At 54.3% G+C, this 23258-nt stretch carries 20 protein-coding genes; 16 read left to right on the top strand and 4 right to left on the bottom strand.

What is annotated here, in order from left to right; genetic code table 11:
- Positions 1-60 precede the first annotated feature (60 nt).
- The gene (locus WFK59_RS13955; RefSeq protein ID WP_262287715.1) at positions 61-1032 is read right to left on the bottom strand and encodes an NAD(P)H-dependent flavin oxidoreductase; all 972 of its coding nucleotides are present in this window, start codon (positions 1030-1032) and stop codon (positions 61-63) included.
- A gap of 102 nt (positions 1033-1134) precedes the next feature.
- Here WFK59_RS13955 and WFK59_RS13950 point away from each other — a divergent pair, with 102 nt between their 5' ends.
- From WFK59_RS13950 to WFK59_RS13890, 13 genes are all read left to right on the top strand, one after another.
- The gene (locus WFK59_RS13950; RefSeq protein ID WP_233988393.1) at positions 1135-2004 is read left to right on the top strand and encodes a LysR family transcriptional regulator; all 870 of its coding nucleotides are present in this window, start codon (positions 1135-1137) and stop codon (positions 2002-2004) included.
- A 1160-nt stretch (positions 2005-3164) separates the two neighbouring features.
- Positions 3165-4346 carry an OmpP1/FadL family transporter gene (locus WFK59_RS13945; RefSeq protein ID WP_336756036.1) on the top strand — a complete coding sequence of 394 codons (1182 nt, stop codon included), beginning with the start codon at positions 3165-3167 and terminating at the stop codon, positions 4344-4346.
- Positions 4347-4453: 107 nt separating this feature from the next.
- Positions 4454-6037 carry an arylsulfatase gene (locus WFK59_RS13940; RefSeq protein WP_233988397.1) on the top strand — a complete coding sequence of 528 codons (1584 nt, stop codon included), beginning with the start codon at positions 4454-4456 and terminating at the stop codon, positions 6035-6037.
- Positions 6038-6091: 54 nt separating this feature from the next.
- Entirely contained in the window at positions 6092-7384 is a 1293-nt protein-coding gene (locus tag WFK59_RS13935) for an anaerobic sulfatase maturase (protein ID WP_336756035.1), read from the top strand.
- Positions 7384-8382 carry an AAA family ATPase gene (locus tag WFK59_RS13930; RefSeq protein ID WP_336756034.1) on the top strand — a complete coding sequence of 333 codons (999 nt, stop codon included), beginning with the start codon at positions 7384-7386 and terminating at the stop codon, positions 8380-8382. The genes WFK59_RS13935 and WFK59_RS13930 overlap by 1 nt, the downstream gene beginning before the upstream one ends.
- Entirely contained in the window at positions 8382-9308 is a 927-nt protein-coding gene (locus WFK59_RS13925; RefSeq protein WP_336756033.1) for a DUF58 domain-containing protein, read from the top strand. The genes WFK59_RS13930 and WFK59_RS13925 overlap by 1 nt, the downstream gene beginning before the upstream one ends.
- Positions 9289-9726 (top strand): DUF4381 family protein, encoded by a 438-nt coding sequence (locus WFK59_RS13920; RefSeq protein WP_336756032.1) that lies wholly within the window; start codon positions 9289-9291, stop codon positions 9724-9726. The genes WFK59_RS13925 and WFK59_RS13920 overlap by 20 nt, the downstream gene beginning before the upstream one ends.
- On the top strand, positions 9719-10699 hold the full coding sequence (locus WFK59_RS13915) for a VWA domain-containing protein (RefSeq protein WP_336756031.1): 981 nt from the start codon (positions 9719-9721) through the stop codon (positions 10697-10699). Before WFK59_RS13920 ends, WFK59_RS13915 begins: the two co-directional genes overlap by 8 nt.
- Positions 10696-12222, top strand: coding sequence for a vWA domain-containing protein (locus WFK59_RS13910; protein ID WP_336756030.1), 1527 nt, complete (start codon positions 10696-10698; stop codon positions 12220-12222). Before WFK59_RS13915 ends, WFK59_RS13910 begins: the two co-directional genes overlap by 4 nt.
- Positions 12219-13235, top strand: a complete 1017-nt coding sequence (locus tag WFK59_RS13905; protein ID WP_336756029.1) for an oxygen tolerance domain protein — start codon at positions 12219-12221, stop codon at positions 13233-13235. The genes WFK59_RS13910 and WFK59_RS13905 overlap by 4 nt, the downstream gene beginning before the upstream one ends.
- On the top strand, positions 13235-14248 hold the full coding sequence (locus WFK59_RS13900) for an HAD family hydrolase (RefSeq protein WP_336756028.1): 1014 nt from the start codon (positions 13235-13237) through the stop codon (positions 14246-14248). Before WFK59_RS13905 ends, WFK59_RS13900 begins: the two co-directional genes overlap by 1 nt.
- Positions 14249-14293: 45 nt before the next feature.
- A complete protein-coding gene (locus WFK59_RS13895) occupies positions 14294-14566 on the top strand; it encodes a YicS family protein (RefSeq protein ID WP_336756027.1) in 273 nt (90 codons plus the stop codon).
- Positions 14567-14898: 332 nt separating this feature from the next.
- The gene (locus WFK59_RS13890; RefSeq protein WP_442956312.1) at positions 14899-16503 is read left to right on the top strand and encodes a mechanosensitive ion channel family protein; all 1605 of its coding nucleotides are present in this window, start codon (positions 14899-14901) and stop codon (positions 16501-16503) included.
- A 222-nt stretch (positions 16504-16725) separates the two neighbouring features.
- Here the strand turns inward: WFK59_RS13890 and WFK59_RS13885 are convergent, their stop codons facing one another.
- The 3 genes from WFK59_RS13885 to WFK59_RS13875 all read right to left on the bottom strand — a co-directional run bounded on the left by WFK59_RS13885 (position 16726) and on the right by WFK59_RS13875 (position 20099).
- Entirely contained in the window at positions 16726-17757 is a 1032-nt protein-coding gene (locus WFK59_RS13885) for a methionine synthase (RefSeq protein ID WP_233988408.1), read from the bottom strand.
- 26 nt (positions 17758-17783) lie between these two features.
- Positions 17784-18767: a DUF1852 domain-containing protein gene (locus tag WFK59_RS13880; RefSeq protein WP_336756026.1), complete on the bottom strand. Its 984-nt coding sequence runs from the start codon at positions 18765-18767 to the stop codon at positions 17784-17786.
- Positions 18768-19337: 570 nt separating this feature from the next.
- Entirely contained in the window at positions 19338-20099 is a 762-nt protein-coding gene (locus WFK59_RS13875) for a FadR/GntR family transcriptional regulator (protein ID WP_233988410.1), read from the bottom strand.
- Positions 20100-20320: 221 nt separating this feature from the next.
- Between WFK59_RS13875 and WFK59_RS13870 the strand changes: the two genes are divergently transcribed.
- From WFK59_RS13870 to WFK59_RS13860, 3 genes are read left to right on the top strand one after another with little or no spacing between them, the layout of a single operon-like run.
- On the top strand, positions 20321-21061 hold the full coding sequence (locus WFK59_RS13870; RefSeq protein ID WP_336756025.1) for an SDR family oxidoreductase: 741 nt from the start codon (positions 20321-20323) through the stop codon (positions 21059-21061).
- 50 nt (positions 21062-21111) lie between these two features.
- Positions 21112-21954 (top strand): fumarylacetoacetate hydrolase family protein, encoded by an 843-nt coding sequence (locus WFK59_RS13865; protein ID WP_336756024.1) that lies wholly within the window; start codon positions 21112-21114, stop codon positions 21952-21954.
- A gap of 26 nt (positions 21955-21980) precedes the next feature.
- A complete protein-coding gene (locus WFK59_RS13860; RefSeq protein ID WP_336756023.1) occupies positions 21981-23258 on the top strand; it encodes an L-fuconate dehydratase in 1278 nt (425 codons plus the stop codon).

Genomic DNA, 23258 nt, shown 5'->3' with positions numbered 1-23258 from the left:
CCGCTTCCCCCTCCGCCGCCTCATCCTCCCAGACGTCGCCTGCTCGCGTTAACGGCAGCCTTAATGCTGTGACTGTTTAAAATCCTGCATAAGGTCAGAAACAATCTCTGCCGCCGGACGAATGGATTTGATCACGGAAATACCGGTACCGGTGGAGACGATGCCCTGGTCAAAATTGCCAAGCCTCATGGCCTGCCACAGTGAGTGGTAACCGTTCATCGCCTTAAACATGGCTTCACGATCGGTGCCCTGCGCGTCCAGTTCCGCCAGCGCAGGACTCAGATCGGTCGGTAAGGTACGGTAATAAGCTGGCAGCGTGCGGAACAGCAGCAAATCCTCCGCCGTGGAGTCGACAATCAGGCGTTTGACCTTGTCAGCAGCGGGATTCTCTTCCGCCGTCAAAAACAGGCTACCCGCATAAACACCCTCCGCGCCAAGAGCCAGTGCAGCACGCACGCCGCGGACATCGCCAATACCGCCCGCCGCGATGACCGGAACGTTGACGCTATCCGCGATCATCGGAACGATGCTGAAGGTCCCGATTACCCGGCTCGGCACGGTGCCCCCTTCGTCAAAGCCGGTGGCGATGATGATGTCCGCTCCTAATCGCTCGGCCTCTTTTGAATTTGCAACCGTGGGCGTCAGCGCGCGATAAAGAATTTTAATGCCGTGGCTTTTTAAGAAATCAAAAATTTCAGCTTCCAGCAGCTCATTAATCAGCACCACTTCCACGCCTTCTTCAACCAGCATTTCTGCGGTGGGCCGCCAGAACCCCATATCCGGGCCGTTGAGCACGGTAGTGGCAAAGGGTTTGCTGGTCAGCTTTTTAACTTTTCTGATCTCTTCCCGCATGCGATCCAGTGCCACATAACGCGAGCCCGGCAGGGTTTCCTGTCCGGCGTGTGGCCCGAGCGTACCCAGCCCGCCAGCATTGGAAACCGCAGCAACCAGTTCCGCATTGGTCAGGAAATACAACGGTGCCTGAATAAGGGGAAAGCGAATATTCAGGATTTGAGTGACACGGTTATTCATTTTTGCTCCTGCAGAAAAATTACACAGGCAAAATGTTACGCTTTACATAATGGAATGGAATCGCCAAAAATAGAAACCTGATGCCCATATATGGAAAGAACAATGGATTTCAACGCAACGAAATTGTTCATTGCCGTGGTAAATGCCGGCAGCTTTTCTGCCGCCAGCGACAGGATGGGGATACCGATCTCCACGTTAAGCCGGAAAATTAATGAGCTTGAGCAGGCCCTGAATGTCCAGTTGCTGGAACGCTCACGACAAGGGGTTAAACCCACCCATCGGGGACAGCAATTTTTCGAGCAGGCCCGTCTGGGCGTCGAACTGCTGGAGGATGCGCAAAAGTCTGTCACCTCTGCCCACACGCTACAGGGCAAATTGCGCCTCTCTGTTCCGCCTGAGTTCTCGCTTTGGTGGGATTTACTGATCGCATTTCAGCAACGTTATCCTGATATCACCCTGTTCTGTCATTCCAGCGAAAGGGTGGTTGATTTGTTCGAGGATGGCATCGATGTGGCGCTGAGAATGGGCGATTTAAAAACTGATGAGGTGATCGCTAAACCCGTCATGAATATGGAAACGGTGTTTGTCGCCAGCCCAGCGTTGCTGGCGCGTCACGGTACGCCTGAGACGCTGGAAGAAATGGTCCGGCTTCCGATTGCCGCGTGGGAAACGCTGAATCGTGGTTTTTTTGAATGGAACGCGGGATCGGAAAAAGTAAAATACGCGCCCTTCTTTACCACCAATAATGTACAGGGATTACTGCATTATGCGCTGCAGGGAATGGGTGTCGCAAAGCTGCTGAACATTTCCGTGCGGCCCTGGCTGGAAAGCGGTGAACTGATAGAGCTGTTACCGGGGATAGCCACGCAAAGCCTCCCGCTGCATCTGGTCTATGCCCGCCATAAACATCCGTCAACCCTGGTGCGAGCCTATCTGGATTTTTGTACAGAATGGACGGAAAAGCTGAAGTAAGTGATAGCAAAATGCGGTGTTCCGATCTCTGCATGCTGAGTGATTACGATAACGACGATGGTGAGCAGGGATTGAAGCGGCGGCTGGTGAAATCAATCCGTTTTGCAGAAGACCCGTTTAACCGCCGCTGAAAATGGCGCAGCTTCGCTTGAGCTCAGGCCGGAAGATCGCCGAAAACCGGCCGGATTAAACGGTCCGGACTGAGCCTGTTCAGATGGGGATGACTTGCCGAGGATTTCCCGACGCACGATGTCCGCGCCCGCACTTAACGCGGTCAGTTTACCGCTGACGACCTGACGGGCCAGCGGCACCATCCCGGAATCTCATCACCTTTTCAGCATGATTGCGGGCGCTGGCAAAAGGAAGCTGACGTACAGAGATGAGAGAAATAACCAGAGTTGCAATTTTGCGTGCAAATGCTGAGAAGCAGGTCTGGCCCATGCTCCTGTCATGCTCATTAAGCGGTCAGAAGTTAACTACTGTCTTTCATGGCGTCGGCAGTGATACAGGCTTCGGGCGGAGGGAATATCGCGACGCTCTTTATTAGTCGGCATAGTGTGAAAAAGCAAATTAATTATTTTCAATGCTGGCACTGCCTTATTTATTTTGCTTTACATCCCTCAGGTGTAGGTCATTAAACGGCTCAAGCCTGCTTAAAGCGTCTCACTAATGGAGAATCCATCGCAATGATGGCGAAAATCCTAAAATCCAACGCACGTCAAAATATCTTAACGTATTGATATGAAAGTTTTTTTAGGAAATTTCCAGCTTCAGCGATTTCACATTCTAACAAAAAATCAAGTAGATACAGATAGATAGTGATATTCAGTTAAATGAAAACAACCAGATGGAGATAATTTGCATCGGATCAAAAAAATGGTTACTGGCTGCACTGGTCAGTTAGTTTTAGGTTGATAACTCAAAAAAAATAGTTACTTTATTCATCAAAGTGTTAATAAAAATCGTTATGCCATTGGGCTATGTTGGAATCTGAAAGTTTCCAGGCCCTTCCCCTTCCGGGTCTTTTTGTTTTGCTGCCAGAGATTAATTGAATTTTTTACAGGACCACTTGCCGTTTAAATGTCAGCGATCAATAGATCACTGAAATATTTTATGACGCCTGTGTTCACCTGTCCTTAACCCTGTTTAAGAGAAAACTCATGCGCAAAATAATAGCCCTGGCCGTTTTATTTAATGTTTCGTCAGCATGCGCAAGCGGACTCTATCTTTATGAAATTGGTACTGATGATATAGGCCTGGCCGGTGCAGGTCAGGCGGCACGCGCCCAGGATGCCTCCACCCTGTTTACCAATCCTGCGGGCATGACAATGCTGCCTGATAAAATGCTGACAATGGGTGCGCAGGCCCTGTATGGCGACGCCCCTTATCATCTGGACGATGATGCTCTTCTCAATGGTAAAAGCCCCGGCAATGTCATTGGCTGGTTTCCCGGTGGTAGCGCTTTCTACACCCAGCGGCTATCGCCGACCCTCAGTGCCGGCGTAGGTTTTTACGGCAACTACGGGCTGGGTCTGCATTTTGGTGACTGGTCCGGCGAAAATTTGATCAAAGACAGTACGCTACTGGCAGTAACCCTGATGCCTGCGCTGGCCTGGCAACTCAACGATGCCTTTTCACTCGGGGCCGGTGTCGGAATCAATTATGGCCTGCTAAAAATCAAGCGCGCCCGTGGCGACGAACTCTCCGATCACGACTGGGCTCTCAACGGGAAGATCGGTGCGCTGTGGCAGTTTACGCCGCAAACGCGGGCCGGATTAACCTATACCAGCCGGACAAATTATCATTTCAACGTTAACACCACCGTCCGGTTAGACCAGCTTAATAACGCCCCATCCTGGACACTACCGATCGCGGCCACCGTCAATACGCCTCAGCAGATGATGCTGAGCCTGTTTCATCAGCTGAACGATCGCTGGGCAGTAATGGGTGATGCAGGATGGCAGGACTGGAGCGATTACAGCAACAGTGAAATCAGCGTGGCGGGTAACCAGGTGGGCGGCAATGGACGCCTGCGTGATACCTGGCACCTCGCACTCGGCACTCAATTCAGACTCACTTCTGACTGGACGCTGAATACCGGCGTTGCCTTCGACAGCAGCTTCTACCGCAATCAGCAGGATACCTCCCTGACCATGCCTTCCGGCGATACCTGGCGCTGGGGCCTGGGCGCACGTTACCAGCTCGATCCTGCCAGCAGTATCGGCGCCGCCTTTGAATACGCCCATATTGACTCGTCACAGGTTTCATCGCCGCTAATTAAAGGGGGATATGACAATCCAGCACTCTATTTCTTTGGCATCAATTACAGCCGGACATTCTGACCCGGCATAACAAGGAGGCATCCGGACAATACATCATTTTTACGATCTGTACGGACGGGCGAAATCTATGCCTTTCCAATGAGAGCCCACTTATCTGGAGCACAGAAATGTCAAAAGTGCCATTTTGCAAATCGCTGCTCGCCTCAATGTTGTCTGTTGCTTGTTGTGCAACCAGCGCTTATGCAGCCCCGGCAAGTAATAGCCCGACGGCGCCGGAGCAAAACAATCAGAAACCCAATATCGTGGTTATCTTCGGTGATGATATTGGTTACTGGAATCTCAGTACCTACAACCAGGGCATGCTGGGATATCAAACGCCCAATATCGACAGCATTGCGGCTGAAGGCGCCAAATTTACCTCTTATTATGCTGAACAGAGTTCCACGGCTGGCCGCTCATCGTTTATCACTGGCCAGATGCCCTTCCGCACCGGGATGAGTAAAGTCGGTATGCCTGGCGCGCCACAAGGGTTGCAGAAAGAAGATCCCACCATTGCCAGTATTCTCAAGCAGCTGGGTTATGCAACCGGCCAGTTCGGGAAGAACCACCTTGGCGATCGCAACGAGTTTCTTCCTACCGCGCATGGGTTCGATGAATTTATGGGGAATCTTTACCATCTGAACGCGGAAGAAGAACCAGAGAACCCGGATTATCCGAAAGACCCGGAATATAAAAAACAGTTTGGCCCGCGTGGCGTCATCAAGTCTTCTGCCGACGGGAAAATTGAGGATACCGGCCCGCTGAATGTCAAACGTATGGAAACGGTGGATGAGGAAACACTGGCGGCAAACAATGACTTTATGGAAAGACAGGTTAAGGCGAATAAGCCGTTTTTCACCTGGTATAACACCACGCGTATGCATAACAAGACTCACATCAAACCGGCCGATAAAGGCGTAACCGGATTGGGTGACTATGCAGACGGCATGGTGGAACATGACAAAATAATCGGTGAAGTGCTGAAAAAAATTAAAGATCTCGGCATAGAAGACAACACCATTGTGGTTTACACCACGGATAACGGCCCGATGACGGCGACCTGGCCCGATGCCGGCATCACCCCGTTCCGCGGTGAGAAAAATACCGGCTGGGAAGGCGGTTTCCGCGTACCGGCGATGGTGAAATGGCCAGGACATATCAAGCCCGGAACCCTGATCAACGACATCTTCGGCAGTAATGACTGGTTCCCGACCCTGGTGGCCGCAGCGGGCGTGCCGGACATCAAGCAGCAGTTACTGAAAGGCTATAAAACCAGTGCCATGACCTACAAAGTGCATCTTGATGGCTATAACCAGCTTGATTTCATTACCGGTAAAACTCAGGAAGATCCGCGCAAAGAGTTCTTCTACTGGAGTGATGACGGCGATCTGCTGGCGATGCGTTACGGGCGCTGGAAAGCACACTTTATGATTCAGGAACGTTCAGGCATGGATGTGTGGAAATATCCATTCGTGAAACTGCGTGTACCGTTGATCTTTGACCTGAAAATTGATCCGCTGGAAAAAGGTACCGATGGCATGGATTACAACCACTGGTTCTACGATCGTCTGTTCCTGCTGGGCGGTGCGCAAAAATACGCTGCTGAAATGCTGCAGAGCTTCAAAGAGTTTCCGCCACGTCAGAAACCGGGTTCATTCACCGTGTCTGATGTGTCGAAACTGATTGAGGAAGGCAGTCCGGCTACCAACTGATGCTCTGACCCCATTACCGGGTGAAATCCTTCACCCGGTTATCAGGAGGCGTTCATGAAGTACAGCACTACTCTGCCGGTTAAGCCGCTTCCGACAGCGGAAAAGTTCAGTGGCAAAGGGCCGGCTTACACCCGCCGTTTTCACGTGATGGCAAAACCCACCGGATCGCGTTGCAACATTGACTGTAACTACTGTTTTTACCTGCACAAAGAACAGCTTCTGGAGCAGGACAGACAGAGCGGGATGAGCGATGAGGTGCTGGAAACCTTCATCCGGCAATACATTGACAGCCAGGATGGCGAACAGGTGGTGTTCTCCTGGCAGGGCGGTGAACCGACCCTGATGGGACTGGAATATTTTGAAAAGATTGTCGTCCTGCAAAAGAAATATCAGAAGCCAGGTCAGCGCATTGAAAACGATCTGCAGACCAACGGTATTCTGATTAATGACCACTGGGCGCGCTTTCTGCGTCAGCATAATTTCCTGGTCGGCATTTCAATTGATGGCCCGGCTGAATTGCATGACCGCTACCGCGTTACCCGCAGCGGAAAACCGACGTTTGAAAAGGTGATGGAAGGTGTCGCTGCCCTGAAGCGGCATCAGGTCCCATTTAATGCGCTGGTGACGGTCAACCGCACCAATGCCCGCTTCCCGCTGGAGGTTTATCGCTTTCTGACCCGTGAGCTGGGCGCGACATACATCCAGTTCAATCCCTGCGTTGAGCCGGTCGATTTTAAACAAACGGCACCGCAGTTCTGGCGGGATGACACTATACCGGTTATCGGGACCCGCCGCGCCAGACCCGGCGATCTCGACTCGATTGTCACCGACTGGTCAGTTGATCCGGATGACTGGGGCCGATTTCTGATTGCGGTGTTCGAGGAGTGGGTGAACAACGATTTAGGCCGCGTTCAGGTCAACCTGTTTGAAACCGCAGTGGCGCAGACCATGGGCATGCCAGCGCAGATTTGTATCACGTCAGAGTTCTGCGGCAAAGGGCTGGCGATTGAAAAAAACGGCGACATCTTTTCCTGCGATCACTACGTCTATCCCGAATATAAATTAGGCAATGTACAGAATACGAAGCTGGCGCACATGGCCTTTTCCGAGCGACAAAAAGCTTTTGGTCTGGGTAAACGCGATACGCTGCCCGCTGCCTGCAAACGCTGCCCCTACCTGAAACTCTGCTACGGCGAATGCCCGAAAAACCGCATCGTCAGGAGCGAGGAAGGTGAACTGGGGATGAATTATCTCTGTCCCGGCATCAAAGCCTTTTTTAGCTATGCGCAGCCGATGCTGGTTGGCATCGCGACGCTGCTGAAACGTCAGACGGTGGAACCTGCATAATGACAAATCGTGAAAAGCTGCTGGCGCTGGAAGCCAGTATGAATAAACAGGTCATCGGACAGCAGGAGCTGGTACGAATGCTGATCGTCGCCTTGTTGTGTGACGGTCATGTGCTGCTGGAAGGGTTGCCAGGCCTGGCGAAAACCCGTGCGGTGCGTGAGCTGGCACGCCATATCGAAGGCGAATTTCGCCGCATTCAGTTCACCCCTGATCTGCTGCCGTCAGACATTACCGGCAGCGAAATCTATCAGCAAAATGCCACGCGCGAAGAAGATCAATTTCGGTTTCGTCCTGGCCCGGTGTTCGGCAATATTATCCTCGCCGATGAGATCAACCGCGCCTCAGCCCGCGTGCAGTCAGCGCTGCTGGAGGCGATGGAAGAGCGTCACGTGACCGTCGCGGGCAACACCTGGCCGCTGCCCGGCGTATTTATGGTGCTGGCGACACAAAACCCGGTCGATCAGGAAGGCACCTGGCCCTTACCTGAAGCCCAGCTTGATCGCTTTCTGATGAAGGTGATTGTCGATTATCCCTCGAAAGAAAATGAGCAGTTAGTGATGCAGCTGGTGCGCGCTGAGCAACAGGTAAAATACCAGCAAAGTCAGCCTGACAATCCCACCTCCGAAACCGAGCTGTTACTGATCAGCCAGCTGGATATCGCTGACTGCTGGCGTGAAATTGCCACGGTTTACGTAGCGCCAACCGTAGAACAGTACATCGTCAATCTGGTGGAAATGACCCGTCATCCCGACCAGGTCAGTGACATTTTTGCCAGTTATATCAGCCTCGGCATCAGCCCGCGCGGTACGCTGGCACTGGATCGCTGTGGCCGCGCCTGCGCATGGCTGGATGGACGTGATGCGGTGTTACCCGAAGATATTCAACGCATCGCACCGGCCGTGCTGCGCCATCGACTGCTGCTGAGCTATCAGGCAAATGCTGATAACTGCACGGCCGATCAGGCGATCGCGATGCTCCTTGCCGCAGTGGTGGCGTGATGTCCCAGCCGCTGACGCTTGAACTGGCTGATCTGATGGCGCTGGCGGGTGACGCACAGCGACTGAATAATCCGCCGGGACAAATTCCCCCTGGCGCGTTAACCGGGGAGCGCGTCTCCCGCCAGCAAGGCCGTGGCCTCAACTTCGACAGTCTGCGCCGCTACCAGCCGGGTGACGACGTCAGGCTGATTGACTGGAAAGCCACCGCACGCCTGCGCTCACCCTGGATTCGCCTCTACAACGAGGAGCGCGAACGACCGGTCTTCATCCTGGTGGATCAGCGTCTGGAGATGTACTTCGGTACCCGCTTTCAGATGAAATCGGTGGCTGCGGGAAACATTGCCGGGTTACTGGCATGGCGAAGCTGGCATGATGGTGACCGGCTGGGCTGCGCGATACTGGGTGATGATGAGCTGGTCCTGCATCCCTGTCGCTCGCCAAAACGCAGCCTGATGCCGATTCTTACCGACATCCAGCGGCTGAATGCGCAGCTTCCTGCCTATTATGCGCAACACCCTCAACAAACCGTTTCGCTGTCGGAGGCGCTGCAACGTATTGTCCGCCTGCTGCCGTCGGGAAGCTGGCTCGGGATCATCAGTGACTTTCACGATCTGGATGCGCGCTGCGATGCGGTGCTGGCTCACCTGCGCCGCCGCTGTGACATTACCGCCTTTGTCACCCTGGACGATCTTCATCGCCGTCTGCCGCCGCGCGGTCAGCTGGCGGCTTATTACCATGACGTAAGCACCGCGCTGACGCTGACGCCCCACCTCAGCCGTCGCATTCAGCAAAGCGTCACCGGGCGTCTGTCGCAGCAGCAGCGCCGGTTACAGCGCGTGGGGATCACGGTGAAAACTATCGTGACGGGTGAAGCCGTGCTGCCACAGCTACAGCAGGAGGATGCGCATGCTGGCAAAAGGATTTAACACACCGGAACTGGCGCATCCTGCTCTGCCAGCCGCCGCCTCATGGTTCCCGCTACCCGCTGGCTGGACGGTGCTCGGCGTAATAGTGTTGCTGATCATTTTCATTGTCCTGTTGAACATGCTGGCGCGTTTTCGTCGCAACCGCTGGCGGCGCGAAGCACGTAAGCAACTGACCCAGCAACAGGTGGATGGCTGGATAATATGGGTTAAACGGGTGCTTCTGGTGCAACATCCGCGCGCCCGGGTCAGCCAGTGGCAGTCGCCGGAACAGATCCTGGCGCAGACACCGCTGGACGAGGAGCTGCGCACGCTGCTGTGTCGCCGTTATTGTCAGCCTGACAATCAACTGGAGAGCCCTATCAATCAGCGTATCGCAACGCAGTTACGTCACTGGCTGGAGACGCTGCCTCATGTCTGACTTTTTCTCACGGATCGATTTTGCCTGGCCGTGGGCGGGTGTGCTGCTGTTTTTACCGCTGCTTACCCACTATCTGCTGCCAGCAAAGCAACCGGTGACTGAACAGGTCCGGGTGCCCTTTTTACCCGAACTGGCTGAAGCCCTGCAGCTTTCCGCCCCGGCACCGCAGGCCAGCTGGCGTCACCGGCTGCTGTTCTGGGCAGTCTGGTGCTTAATGATTGTCGCACTGGCCCGGCCCGAATATCTGTTGCCGCCAACAACAATAATAAAACCGATGCGCAATATCGTACTGATTCTGGATGTCTCCGGATCGATGGAGAAAAACGATGGTCAGAACGGACAGACGCGTTTACAGGCAGTACAGCAAACGGTGCGCACCTTTATCAGCCAGCGCAAAAACGATCGCATCGGTCTGGTGATTTTTGCCAGCCAGGCGTGGCCTTTTGCGCCGATCAGCGAAGACAAGCAGGCGCTGCAGGCACGCATCAGCCAGCTCGCGCCGGGCATGATTGGGCAGCAGACTGCAGTGGGTGATGCGCTGGGCGTGGCGGTCAAACTACTGGATCAGAGCCTTGACGCTGACGCGTCCAAAATGGCGATTCTGCTGACCGATGGCAATGACACTGCTTCTCAACTGGAGCCCAGGCTCGCGGCTCAGCTGGCCGCTACGCATCACGTTAGGGTGCACACCATCGCCTTTGGTGACGTCAATAGTCACGGCGAAGATAAAGTCGATACGGTGCTGCTGGACAACATCGCCAGTATCACCGGCGGTAACGCCTGGCGTGCAGCGACGAACCGCGATGCGCTGGCGCAGGTCTGGCAGCAAATTGATGCTCAGACGCCGGAACAGGTCAAAACGCTGGGCTTATCCTGGCATCGGCCGCTGTTCGTCTGGCCGTTGACCGCTGCGCTGCTGCTGTTACTGCTGTTTGCCATCGGCAGCACGATGATGAAGAGGCGACGCGCATGAGTGATCTTCACTTCCTCTATCCCTGGCGATTACTGGGTTTGTTGCTCTGTCCGCTACTCTATTTTTTAGCGCAACGCTCAGCCAGTGCCTGGCATCGTGTCATGGAAAAACCTTTTGCCGCGGCGCTGATTAAAGGTCAACGCGTGCGTGCGCGTCAGGTGTTGCCGTGGTTTTTTGGTTTGGGGATTTTGGCGTTAGCCGGTCCGAGCTGGCAACGCGACCTGCCCGCCGCATTCACGCCCGAAAATAATGTGATGGTGATCATGCAGCAGGATCTCAGCATGCTGGCGCAGGATGTGCCGCCTGACCGCCATCAGCGCATGCAGCAGAAGATCGCCGCATTGATGGCACACATGCCCGGCAGCCACTTTGGTTTAGTGGTTTACAGCGCGAATGCCTGGCTGACCACGCCGCTGACCAGTGATGCCGATTTTTATAATCTGTTCCTGACGGCTCAGCAGCCGACGCTGGTGCCACAAGGTGAAGGATCGGGACTGAGACAGGCTGTAGGGCTGGCGCTGAAAAACCTGCCGGCTTCGCCCGAAGCCCCGCGCGCGCTGATACTGGTGGCTGACAATATTACAGCGCAGGACGCTGACTGGCTGCGGCAGCAAAAGCTGCCGCTACAGATCTGGGTCGCGGGCACGGCAAACGGTGGACGGCTGCCGGAAGCGCAGGCGGCGCAAGGGATTGATACGCGTCTCGATGTCGCGCGATTCGAACAAATCCGTGATGGCGGTATTCCGGTAACGCTGGTCTCTGCCGATGACGGTGACCTTCGCGCGGTCAGCGATCATATCCAGCAGAGTGTGACGGCGCAGCAGAATAGCCGACAGGACTTGCAGTGGAAAAACAGCGGCTATCTGTTGATCATCCCGATGCTGCTGCTTCTGCTGCTCTGGCGACAGCAGCTATTCTGCCTGACGGTGATGGTGCTGCCGCTGCTCGCCTGGTCACCTGGCAGTTCAGCGGCACTGCTGGATGCCTGGATACGCCCCGATGTGCAGGGTCAGTTCGCGTTTGACCGCGGGGATTATCAGGCCGCTGCCCAGCGCTTTCAGGACCCGTTACGGCGGGGTATCGCCTTTTATTACGCAGAAGATTATGTCCAGGCTCTGGGTGCTTTCCGACAGGTTCCGGCCAGTGCGGACAGCCTGTTGTGGATGGGTAACTGTTATGCACAACAGAAATCCTGGCAGCAGGCACTCAACAGTTATGATCTGGCGCTGAGTTTACGACCTGAATGGGAGATGGCTCAGCAAAACCGGGCAAAAATCGCGCGTATCCTCATGCAACTGCGGCAAAAAGAACGCGATCGTCAGGCCGATCAGCATGAGCAAAAGGATGAAGATCCTGACGCTATTAAGCACGATCTTAAACCCGATCAGGGGGTAAACCAGCTGGATATGAAGCCCATCACCGGGGCGGCACCCTCGGCGGAACAGTGGTACAGCAACCTCACGCTGTCACCCGGCGGATTACTGGAAAATCTCTACCGTTCAGCCCCGGCGGAGGCACCATGAAGAGACTTGTCGTTTGTCTGTTGTTGCTGCTCAGTCTGCCGGTTCGGGCCGAAATGGCCATGACGCGTGAGCTGGTGGCGCCCGGGCAACTGGTGCCGGGCCAGCCGGTAACCCTTGCCGTGACCTTCTGGACCGATAGCTGGTTTAATCCGCCGCCGCAATGGCCGGAGATGGTAATTGAAAACGGTAATCTGCTTAACACGCCGCTGCCCAATCAGCTGGTGACGCGTAATAGTGAAGGTATCAGCTGGAGCGGCATCCGCATGGAACGCCAGGTAATGGCATGGGATCAGGGCACACTACGTTTTCCTGCCACCGATGTGGTAATGAACTCCGCGAATCAGCCACCAAAAACGGTATCGCTGCCGGTGCTGGAGAAATCGGTCAACTGGCCCGCTGATGTGCGTCAGCCGGACCGATTTTTACCCGCCAGCACGCTTGAACTTTCGCAGCAATGGCACATCTACCGCGCAAAGGAGGATAAGCAGTTACACGTCGGTGACGTGATAGAACGGGTCGTGACATTGCGCGCGACCGATGTGATTGCGGTGCAAATTCCGCAACTGCTGTATGCCATTCCCGGCTCCGGTGCGCAGCGTCTGCCTCCGGTAAACAGCAACCTGACGCAGGGGCGGGATGAGATTGTCGGCGCACAGCGTGAGGAACGCTTGCGTTATCTGCCATCTCAGGCCGGTGAACTGGTGATCCCGCCGCTGCGTTTGCGCTGGTGGGATACGCGCCAGCACCAGTGGCGGCTGGCTGAATTGCCCGGCGCCCATTATACCTTTGCCGCTGCGCGTCCGGCGGGCAGTGAACAGGCGTTGAAAGCCCGCGCCCCGATCAACTGGATGCCCTGGCTGACCGGCGCGGCGATGGTAATGGTGCTTCTGCTCGCAGGCTTCTTTTTCCGACACAGGGTTATCCAGAGCCTGCAAAGGCTGGTTCAGCGTACACAAGAATACTGGCGGATCGTCCCGCTGCCCGACCTCATTCCCACCAAAAGGCAAAAATGATGAAATTGAAACCCTTGCTGGCATTACTGATGATGGCTCATCTCGGTTCGGCTTTCGCGGCAGAGGACCCGCTTAGCGCATGGAATGAGGGTCACTCAAAGCAGGCTATTGAAGCGTGGGTACAGGAAACCACCTCATCGGATAGCAAAGAATTCATTCCAGTCAGTCAGCGTTATGTGGTGTTTGATAATGACGGCACATTGTGGCCAGAAGCGCCGCTGACCTTTCAGCTGCAGTTTGTGATGGATGAAATCAAACGCCTCGCCCCGCAACACCCGGAATGGAATAACGATGCCCTGGTGCAGGCGGTCATTAACAACGACCTGAACGCGGTGAAGCAGTCGGGCAAAAAGGGGCTGATACAGTTGATGACCCTTACGCACAGCGGTATGACAACCGAAGAATTCCGCCAGCGGGTCAGCAACTGGGTCGGGAGCCATCAGCATGTGCGTTTCGGTTGCCGATATGACCAGCTTGGCTATCAGCCGATGCGCCAGCTGCTGGATTATCTGCGCAGTAACGGCTTCAAAACCTGGATTGTGTCAGGCGGTGGCATCGATTTTATGCGCGTGCTGGCAGAAAAAATGTATGGCATTCCACCCGAACAGGTTATCGGCTCCTTTTCACTAAGTGAGTTTTCCCTGACCGATAATGGCACGCAACTGCGGAAAACCATGAACGGTGCTTTCTACGATGACGAAGCGATGAAGCCGGTCGCCATTCATCTGTTTATGGGGCGGCGTCCGGTTGGCGCGTTTGGTAACAGTGACGGCGATGTGCCGATGCTGCAGTACACCTCAGCTAATCCGGCCTATAAAACCTTTGGTTTACTGGTTCATCACACCGATGCCGCGCGCGAATATGCCTATGATGCGCATCCGCCCGCCAGCGGAAAGTTGATCAGCGGACTCAGACTGGCACCCCAGAAGGGTTGGGTGATGGTTGATATGAAAAAAGAGTGGAAAACGGTGTTTGACCCGGCCCAATGTGCTGCGGATCAAAACCATAAGTAAGGGGTTTCGCCGGGTTTAAACGCCAAAACGGGCCGGAAGGTAACAATGAAAGACCTGATACCGATTCTGGTGGTGCTGCTGTCGCAAACGGCAGCACTGGCTAACTCCGCTTATGAAAATCTGACCTTTGCGCTGAGGCAGCAGAAGATCACCGATGAACTGCGACAAAAGTGTCAGCTACCTGTGTCTCTATCTGATGAACAGCTAAGGACCCGCTTCCTGAACAGCACTCATGATCATTCCGCCGTACTGTCAGCTGTAAAAGCGCTCAGGGAAAATAATCAGCCGCGTTACCAGATTTTCCTGAACCAGCTTTAGTGTCCAGAATGACGGAAACAGACCGGGGCAGTCACGCTTCCGGGATAACCAGTAAGCGTAAGCCGGATTGGATTTGCCGCCGGCTCTTACGGCTCCAGAAATGAGGAAGGTAACCATTACCAGGGCTATTTTGGCGGATTCGGCGCAGGTTACCATTTTGATCAACAGAGTTCAGTGAACCTTCTGACCTTCATTATGGATAACAATATTTATCTGGACGATCCCGACACACGCTTTCTGATTTCCTATACCTGGCAATTTCAGTAATCCCCATTGGTGGCTGCCTTACGGACTGTTTTACCGCCAGGCAAAGAAGGGTTTTCGGAGGCAAAATGATCAATGCGGTAAAATGGCTGTGCTGTTGCCTGATGCTTTTTACTCTACAAAATGCGATCGGTGCGGAACCACGCCAGTCGCCCTCCCCACAGGAACACGCGCGTACGTTGTCGCTGCTTAACCAGCCGGTTGTCATGTTACAGGCAAAATTTGGGCTTACCACGCCCGAAGAGCGCGTTAAGCGTATCGTGACAGCCCTGCGCAAACTGAATGATAACGATCTGGCCCAACCGGTCGAAACGCACGATATAACACGATACGGTCAGCCTGCCGTGCTTTTTTCTGTCAATGGAAAACCCTTTATGCTGCTGGCGCAGGGCGATCTGGATGAAGGGGATGACCTGACGCTTGCGCAGGCGGCGGAACGTGTCAGATTGCGTCTCGACACACTTCGGCAATCATTGTCTGAGCAGTATTCATCGCGTTATTTGCTGATCTCAGCGGGTAAAAGTCTGTTGGGCGTGCTTATGATGTGCGCATTCGTCCTGTTTGCCCTGCGCTCCCATAGCTGGCTGAAGCAGCGCTATGCTGTCCGACGCACAAAACAGAAAAGCATCATCCCTGGCGCACTGCGCGCCTTTCTTGGTCCGATTGAGCTACGGCTCTATGCCATAGTCCTTACCGCGGCCTTCCTCATGGCATTTTACCTCTGGGTGAGCTGGGTATTACGGCTGTTTCCCTGGACGCGGATCTGGGGCATGGAGCTGGGAGGTTATGCGGCAGGTCTGCTACAGCGTCTGGGGCTGGCCATATTTTCCGCATTGCCAGGCTTACTGATTGTCGTTGTCATCTTCCTTATTACGGCGCTGGTGACTCGCTTACTCAGACTGGTGCTGAGGCGGGTTGAGACCGGACACTTAAACCTGCCGGGCCTGCATCCGGATACGGTGGGTGTGACGCGTAAATTGATCAGCGTCGTCATCTGGTTATTCGCGCTATCAGCGGCGTATCCCTTCCTGCCGGGTGCCAATTCGCTCGCCTTCAAAGGGATCAGCGTATTCTTCGGCCTGATGCTGACATTGGGCTCGGCTGGGGTGATGAACCATGCCATGAGCGGGCTGGTGCTCACCTACTCGCGGGCATTGCGCAAAGGGGAAGTGATCAGGATTGCCGATCATGAGGGCGTGGTCAGTGAAGTGGGCATGCTGGCCACCAAAATTCTCACCCGGGAGAATTATGAAGTGACGGTTCCCAATGCCGTGGTGGTTAGCGGCAGGATAGTCAATCTCAGCGCGACGCTAAAAGGTGAAGGCGTCAACATGACGACCAGCGTCACCATTGGTTATGACACGCCGTGGCGGCAGGTTGAGGCGATGCTGGAGCTTGCTGCCAGCCGCACCACCGGTATTAATCACGATATCACGCCGCTGGTGCGGCAACTGGCACTTCAGGACTGGTATGTGATGTATGAGCTACAGGTCCGGCTCCGGCCGGGAGAGTCACTCGCTGGGGTAAGAAGTCTTCTCCATGGACATATACAGGATGTGTTTAACGAATTAGGTGTTCAGATTATGTCACCGAATTTTATCAGCCAGCCCGAACAGCCGATTATCGTGACAAAACCAAATTGGTTTACTCCCCCTGCTCAAGAGAAAGAATAAACAAGGTGTGATCCTGAGCTGCAGGGCTAAAGCGGGCCTTTACTTTAATCCCGAAAAAGGACAACGCAGGTTTGGCCGGTAGAGCGCTTATAGTCCTGTCATTAAACTGGCGACAATGTCATTCAGGATGGAAAGAGTGGTAGCCAATCTGATTATAAAAATAATACAGAAACAAAAAGGCTCACGCGGATTGGCGCATGAGCCTGCTTTGGCTTAGGGGAATTACTTGCCGAGGATTTCCCGACGCACGATATCCGCGCCGGCACTTAACGCGGCCAGTTTGCCGCTGGCAACCTGACGGGATAACGGCACCATGCCGCAGTTGGTTGACGGATAAAGTTTATCTGCATCAACGAATTGCAGCGCCTTACGCAGGGTGTCGGCGACCTGTTCGGCGGTTTCAACGGCGTGGGTTGCCACGTCAATCGCCCCCACCATCACCTTTTTGCCGCGGATCAGCTCAATCAGATCCATCGGCACGCGTGAGTTCTGACACTCCAGCGAGATAATGTCGATGGCCGATTTCTGCAGCTTAGGGAACACCTCTTCATACTGCCGCCACTCGGTGCCGAGCGTCTTCTTCCAGTCGGTGTTGGCTTTAATCCCGTAGCCATAACAAATGTGGACAGCCGTTTCACATTTAAGCCCTTCAACGGCTCTTTCTAACGCGGCAATACCCCAGTCGTTGACTTCATCAAAGAAGACGTTAAAAGCGGGCTCATCAAACTGGATGATATCGACGCCGGCCGCCTCTAACTCTCTGGCTTCCTGATTGAGAATTTTGGCAAATTCCCAGGCGAGTTTTTCGCGACTTTTGTAGTGACCGTCATAAAGCGTATCAATCATTGTCATCGGACCGGGCAGCGCCCATTTGATCGGCTGGCTGGTCAGCTGGCGTAAAAACCGGGCGTCATCAACAAATACCGGTTTCAGGCGGGCAACCTCACCGACTACGGAAGGCACGCTCGCATCATAACGATCGCGGATTTTTACGATCTGACGTTTTTCAAAGTCGACACCGCTGAGATGTTCAATAAAAGTGGTGACAAAATGCTGACGTGTCTGCTCACCATCACTGACAATATCGATACCGGAGTGCAGCTGATCGGCCAGGCTGATACGCAGCGCATCAAGTTTGCCCTCAGCTAATTCGTCACCCTGCAATTTCCACGGCGACCACAGCGTCTCGGGTTGGGCCAGCCATGAAGGTTTAGGTAAACTGCCAGCAGTCGATGTCGGTAATAATGTGTTCATAATAAATAACCTTATATTTGGTTGGTTCAAACAACGGGCTGGGCAAACCATTGCTCAAGAAGCGTCTGCCAGGGCTTAATGAAAAGTTCTTCAGTAAACTTACCCTGCTCAACGGCCAGCTGACTGCGCTCTTCTCGATCGTAGACAATTCGTGTTAATGAATAATCCTGATGCGTCAGGCTGGGTTGATAGACATTTCCCGCCGCCGAATTGGCATTGTAGATTTCAGGCCGGTATATTTTCTGAAACGTTTCCATGGTGCTGATGGTGCTAATCAGTTCGAGGTTGCTGTAATCGTGCAGCAGGTCACCCTGGAAATAAAAAGCCAGCGGCGCAACGCTGTTACGCGGCATGAAATAACGCGCCCTTAGCCCCATCTTTGCGAAATAATCATCGGTCAGCGAGGTTTCATTCTGGGCATATTCATCGCCCAGCACCGGATGATGGTTACCGGTCCGGTGATAGGTATTTTTACTGGAGACGCTCAGGCATATCACCGGCGACTTACTGAATTTCTCTTTATACGCCGCAGAGTTAACAAAACTTTTGAAGATGTTGCCATGCAGAACGCCATAATTCTCCGGCGTGCTAAATTCGCTTCTGTTTTTATTGTGTGCTGGCAACACCACGCTGAAATCATAATCGCGCACATACGAAGAGAAGTTATTGCCGACAATACCTTCAATGCGCTTCTGGGTCTGATGATCAATGATATGCGTTTTTAAAACTTCAATCACCGGAAAGGCATCATTGCGGCCTTGTGCATTGATCGATAACTCTGCCGATATAATTTCCAGCTCAACAGAATAACGGTCGCCTTTCGGGTTATCCCAGTTCGCCAGCGAATTGAAACGATTATTAATCATGACCAGGGCATTGCGTAAATTATCCTGACGCTTTTCACCCCGCGCTAAATTGGCAAAGTTAGTGGTGATGCGCGTATTTTCAGACGGATTATAATTCTCGTCGAAACGCAGACTTTTAAGAGTAAAGGTAAAGGCATTATTCATCGCAATCTGGCACCCTGATCGTCTGATTCAAAATATGAGATTCGCGGTTGCGAGCGAACAGAAACTCAGCAGCGCTGGCGAATCTTCATATTATCAATTGATATTAGCAATGCATCCTTTATGCCTCAGACGGTGATTGAGGAAAAGTGATTTAATTTCACCGAACATGAAGGATGTTCATGATCAGTTAAAATAATGAAGATGAGGTGTTACAGCGGTGACTGAACTCAGATTAAGGTTGCGGTCCGCCAGCGTCTCAGCCGCGCCTGATGCGACGCGGATTGTCGCTGTAAATAGCGGAACTCCGGACAGCGACGCTCTGCCAGTGAAACACCTGCTGAAATTTCTTCAGTCAGGGAAAATCCACGGATGAAATGGTGGATCGGCAATAAGGCAAAAGCTGACAACGTTGCGTTGCGCTATTTCCCGTAGTCGCCGCTGACCAAACTGCCACCAGGGATGCAAGCGGCGATAAAGCGGGATGGCGGGTATAATCATCCCGCATTGACACGGCTATGCCGCAGACCGCGGATAACACTCACGCACTGTCACACCTGCGAGACCGCTGTTTTACCCCTGGCCGAAAATCTTAATCACCGCATCCAGATGCTCTTTCATCGCCTTCTTCGCGGCACGGCTGTCGCGCGCTTCCAGCGCATTCAGAATCCTGAGATGTTCGATCTCAGAACGGTGCGGCATGTCCTGGGGAGTGTAGTGGAGTTGCAGGCTGCGGAACATGGTGCCGTAACGGTGTCCCAGCAGGTGCCCAATGATAAACGCATAGGCTGGATTGCCGCTGGCCTGGGCAATGCGGATATGGAACAGACGATCGCCTGGATGGGTCGCCGAGCCATTGCGATTATCGTAGCAGTTTTGCTCATATGCCTGCCTGATCGCAGCAAGTTCTTCATCAGTGGCGTTTCTTGCCGCCAGGGCTGCGGTTTCAGGTTCGATTAACCGGCGGGTCTGTAACAGCGAAAAGGGAGGCAGCTCAGCGGTAAAATCCAGTTCGATGTTCAGCTCATCATCAACGTCGGCCCACTGATTGCGCCCCGCCTGCGACATCACCGGTTCCTGCGAAGGCGAAGCCGGTAAGGCTGGCGGCTGACGCACAATCACGCCGTTACCGACCCGCACATCCACCAGCCCAATCACTTCAAGCGCGATCAGCGCTTCCCGCACCGACGCGCGGCTGACCTGCAACAGACTGGCTAATTCACGTTCGGCTGGCAGCCGGCTGCCGGGTGGAAACTCGTTATTATCAATTAATGTTTTTAGCTGGTCAGCTATCTGCCTGTAAATCCTTGGGTTTTCTAATCTTTTTATCGGCATCGGACACCTGAGGTCAATTCTCATTAAGTGATTCAGCTAGCATTTTCCAGACAAAAATCTTGCTGCTTTGTTTTATGCATGTAAAAAATTGGTTAACCGAAATGGCGTTTTAAGCAGAAGCTTGCGCGACATCTTAGCAAAAAGCACTGGTTTTAACGCATTTTTTTCGCCTCTAATGGCCTGACCATTAGACCTATAAAACCCTTTTAATGGGAGTTGCCATGAACCTGGCAGGGAAAAAAGTACTGATTACCGCCGCAGGACAGGGCATCGGTTTTACCACCGCCGCCCTGTTTGCCCGCGAAGGTGCAGAGGTGATTGCCACAGATATCAATATCAGCGCGTTACAGCAGATACCGGGTATCACAGCGCAACACCTCGACGTCACCGATCCCCAGGCGATCGCTGCGCTGGCAGAAATCACCGGTCCGCTCGATGTGCTGTTTAACTGCGCCGGTGTGGTTCACAGCGGCGACATACTCAGCTGCCGCGAAAGCGAATGGCAGTTCGCGCTGGATCTCAATGTCACCGCGATGTTCCGCATGATCCGCGCTTTCCTGCCAGCGATGCTGGAGCGCAACCACGGCTCGGTGATCAACATGTCGTCAGTCGCTTCAAGCATCAAAGGGGTGCCAAACCGCTTTGCCTACAGCGCGTCCAAAGCGGCAGTGATTGGCCTGACCCGTTCGGTGGCGGCAGATTACGTCACCCGCGGCATTCGCTGTAATGCGATCTGCCCCGGCACGGTGGAGTCACCTTCCCTGCGCCAGCGCATTGCCGCTCAGGCCCTGGCTGAAGGACGCAGCGAAGCGGAAGTTTATGCGGCGTTTGTTTCCCGCCAGCCGATTGGCCGTATTGGTAAAACCGAGGAGATCGCCCAGCTGGCGCTCTATCTCGCCTCTGATGCCAGTTCCTACACCACCGGTACGGTGCAGATTATTGACGGCGGCTGGAGTAACTGATCCCGCAGCCGCTCTGCTTCCCTGACTTTTTCACAGAAGGATAGTGATCGATGAAACTACTACGATTCGGCAATGCAGGTTCTGAACGCCCCGGCCTGCTGGACAGCAACGGAAAACTGCGCGATCTCAGCGCTCACGTCACCGACATCGACGGCGATGCCCTGCAACCGGCCACGCTCAACGCACTGCGCCAGCTCGATCCGCACAGCCTGCCGCTGGTGAGCGGTGAACCCCGTCTGGGCGCGTGCGTGGCCAGAAGCGGGAAATTTATCTGTATCGGCCTGAACTACGCCGATCACGCGGCGGAGACCGGGGCTGAAATCCCGAAAGAACCGGTGGTCTTCAGCAAGTGGACCAGCGCCATTGTCGGCCCGAACGATGATGTCGAAATCCCGCGTGATTCAGTGAAAACCGACTGGGAAGTTGAGCTGGGCGTGGTGATCGGCACCGGCGGCCGCTATATCAGCGAAGCCGACGCCATGGCACACGTCGCCGGTTACTGCGTGATCAACGACGTCTCTGAACGGGAGTTCCAGATTGAACGCGGCGGCACCTGGGACAAAGGCAAAGGCTGCGACACCTTTGGTCCGATTGGCCCGTGGCTGGTGACCGCCGATGAAATCCCCGATCCGCATCAGCTGAACCTGTGGCTGGAAGTGGATGGCACGCGCTATCAGAACGGCAATACCCGCACCATGATTTTCCGCATTCCTGAAATTATCAGTTATCTCAGCCGCTTTATGAGCCTGCAACCCGGCGACATCATCTCGACCGGCACACCGCCGGGCGTCGGTCTGGGACAAAAACCGCCGCTCTATCTGAAAGCCGGTCAGGTTATGCACCTCGGGATTGAAGGTCTGGGTGAGCAGCGTCAGAAGACGGTACAGGCATAGCCCCATTACAGCGGAAGGAAATTTTGATGACGACGATTACGGCTTTACGTGTAGAGGATGTGCGCTTCCCGACGTCGCTGACGATGGATGGCTCGGATGCGATGAATCCCGATCCCGACTACTCCGCGGCATATGTGATTCTGGACACCGACAATCCCGCCCTGCAAGGGCATGGCCTGACCTTCACCATCGGGCGCGGTAATGAGATCTGTTGTGCCGCGATCGGCGCACTGCAGCATCTGATCGTCGGTCGCCAACTGGCGGATATGACGGCCGATATGGGGAAATTCTGGCGGGATTTCACCAGCGACAGCCAGCTGCGCTGGATTGGGCCGGATAAAGGCGCTATCCATCTGGCGACCGGTGCCGTGGTCAATGCGGTATGGGATTTATGGAGTAAGGCGGTCGGCAAACCGGTGTGGCAGCTGGTGGCGGATATGACGCCGGAAGAGCTGGTGCGCTGCATCGATTTTCGCTACATCACCGACTGCATTACCCCGCAGGAGGCGCTGACGCTGCTGCAACAGCGTGGTGACAACAAAGCACAGCGTCTTGAAAAACTGCTGGCGGAAGGTTACCCGTGCTACACCACCTCGGCCGGCTGGCTGGGCTATCCCGACGACAAGCTGCGCCGTTTGTGTCAGCAGGCGGTCGATGCCGGCTTCGATTATCTCAAGCTGAAAGTCGGACGTGACCTGGAAGATGACATTCGCCGGGTGCGTATTGCCCGTGAAGTGATCGGTCCGGACCGCAAGCTGATGATCGACGCTAACCAGGTGTGGGAAACCCGCGACGCCATTCCGTGGGTGAACGCCCTGGCGTTTGCCAACCCCTGGTTTATCGAAGAGCCGACCAGCCCGGATGATATCGAAGGCCATCGCACCATTCGTCAGGGTGTTGCGCCGGTCAAAGTCGCCACCGGCGAGATGTGCCAGAACCGCATCATGTTTAAGCAGTTCATCATGCGTGAGGCGATTGATGTGGTGCAGATTGACGCCTGCCGCATGGGCGGCATTAACGAAGTGCTGGCGGTGATGCTGATGGCGGCCAAATACAACCTGCCGGTCTGCCCGCATGCGGGCGGCGTCGGGTTGTGCGAGTACGTGCAGCATCTTTCGATGATCGATTATCTCTGTATCGCCGGGACGCATGAAGGCCGGGTTATCGAATACGTTGACCACCTTCACGAGCATTTTGTCGACCCCTGTGAGATCCGCGGCGCAGCCTACATGCCGCCCAAATCGCCCGGCTTCTCTATCGAAATGCATCAGGCGTCCATCGAAAAATATCGCTACCACGCCTGA

Source organism: Pantoea sp. USHLN298, from assembly GCF_037149395.1.
In the GTDB taxonomy this organism is placed as follows: Bacteria; Pseudomonadota; Gammaproteobacteria; order Enterobacterales; family Enterobacteriaceae; genus Pantoea; species Pantoea astica.
The sequence above is the reverse complement of the archived record's forward strand: the minus strand, read 5'-3'. Positions and strand labels throughout refer to the sequence as shown.

Excerpts from the sequence above, each read along its gene's own strand:
- WFK59_RS13875 (WP_233988410.1), bottom strand. The coding sequence starts at position 20,099 with ATGCCGATAAAAAGATTAGAAAACCCAAGGATTTACAGGCAGATAGCT.
- WFK59_RS13900 (WP_336756028.1), top strand. The coding sequence starts at position 13,235 with ATGAAATTGAAACCCTTGCTGGCATTACTGATGATGGCTCATCTCGGT.
- WFK59_RS13870 (WP_336756025.1), top strand. The coding sequence starts at position 20,321 with ATGAACCTGGCAGGGAAAAAAGTACTGATTACCGCCGCAGGACAGGGC.
- WFK59_RS13885 (WP_233988408.1), bottom strand. The coding sequence starts at position 17,757 with ATGAACACATTATTACCGACATCGACTGCTGGCAGTTTACCTAAACCT.
- WFK59_RS13940 (WP_233988397.1), top strand. The coding sequence starts at position 4,454 with ATGTCAAAAGTGCCATTTTGCAAATCGCTGCTCGCCTCAATGTTGTCT.
- WFK59_RS13945 (WP_336756036.1), top strand. The coding sequence starts at position 3,165 with ATGCGCAAAATAATAGCCCTGGCCGTTTTATTTAATGTTTCGTCAGCA.
- WFK59_RS13860 (WP_336756023.1), top strand. The coding sequence starts at position 21,981 with ATGACGACGATTACGGCTTTACGTGTAGAGGATGTGCGCTTCCCGACG.
- WFK59_RS13950 (WP_233988393.1), top strand. The coding sequence starts at position 1,135 with ATGGATTTCAACGCAACGAAATTGTTCATTGCCGTGGTAAATGCCGGC.
- WFK59_RS13880 (WP_336756026.1), bottom strand. The coding sequence starts at position 18,767 with ATGAATAATGCCTTTACCTTTACTCTTAAAAGTCTGCGTTTCGACGAG.
- WFK59_RS13865 (WP_336756024.1), top strand. The coding sequence starts at position 21,112 with ATGAAACTACTACGATTCGGCAATGCAGGTTCTGAACGCCCCGGCCTG.
- WFK59_RS13920 (WP_336756032.1), top strand. The coding sequence starts at position 9,289 with ATGCTGGCAAAAGGATTTAACACACCGGAACTGGCGCATCCTGCTCTG.
- WFK59_RS13905 (WP_336756029.1), top strand. The coding sequence starts at position 12,219 with ATGAAGAGACTTGTCGTTTGTCTGTTGTTGCTGCTCAGTCTGCCGGTT.
- WFK59_RS13910 (WP_336756030.1), top strand. The coding sequence starts at position 10,696 with ATGAGTGATCTTCACTTCCTCTATCCCTGGCGATTACTGGGTTTGTTG.
- WFK59_RS13930 (WP_336756034.1), top strand. The coding sequence starts at position 7,384 with ATGACAAATCGTGAAAAGCTGCTGGCGCTGGAAGCCAGTATGAATAAA.
- WFK59_RS13895 (WP_336756027.1), top strand. The coding sequence starts at position 14,294 with ATGAAAGACCTGATACCGATTCTGGTGGTGCTGCTGTCGCAAACGGCA.
- WFK59_RS13890 (WP_442956312.1), top strand. The coding sequence starts at position 14,899 with ATGATCAATGCGGTAAAATGGCTGTGCTGTTGCCTGATGCTTTTTACT.
- WFK59_RS13915 (WP_336756031.1), top strand. The coding sequence starts at position 9,719 with ATGTCTGACTTTTTCTCACGGATCGATTTTGCCTGGCCGTGGGCGGGT.
- WFK59_RS13935 (WP_336756035.1), top strand. The coding sequence starts at position 6,092 with ATGAAGTACAGCACTACTCTGCCGGTTAAGCCGCTTCCGACAGCGGAA.
- WFK59_RS13955 (WP_262287715.1), bottom strand. The coding sequence starts at position 1,032 with ATGAATAACCGTGTCACTCAAATCCTGAATATTCGCTTTCCCCTTATT.
- WFK59_RS13925 (WP_336756033.1), top strand. The coding sequence starts at position 8,382 with ATGTCCCAGCCGCTGACGCTTGAACTGGCTGATCTGATGGCGCTGGCG.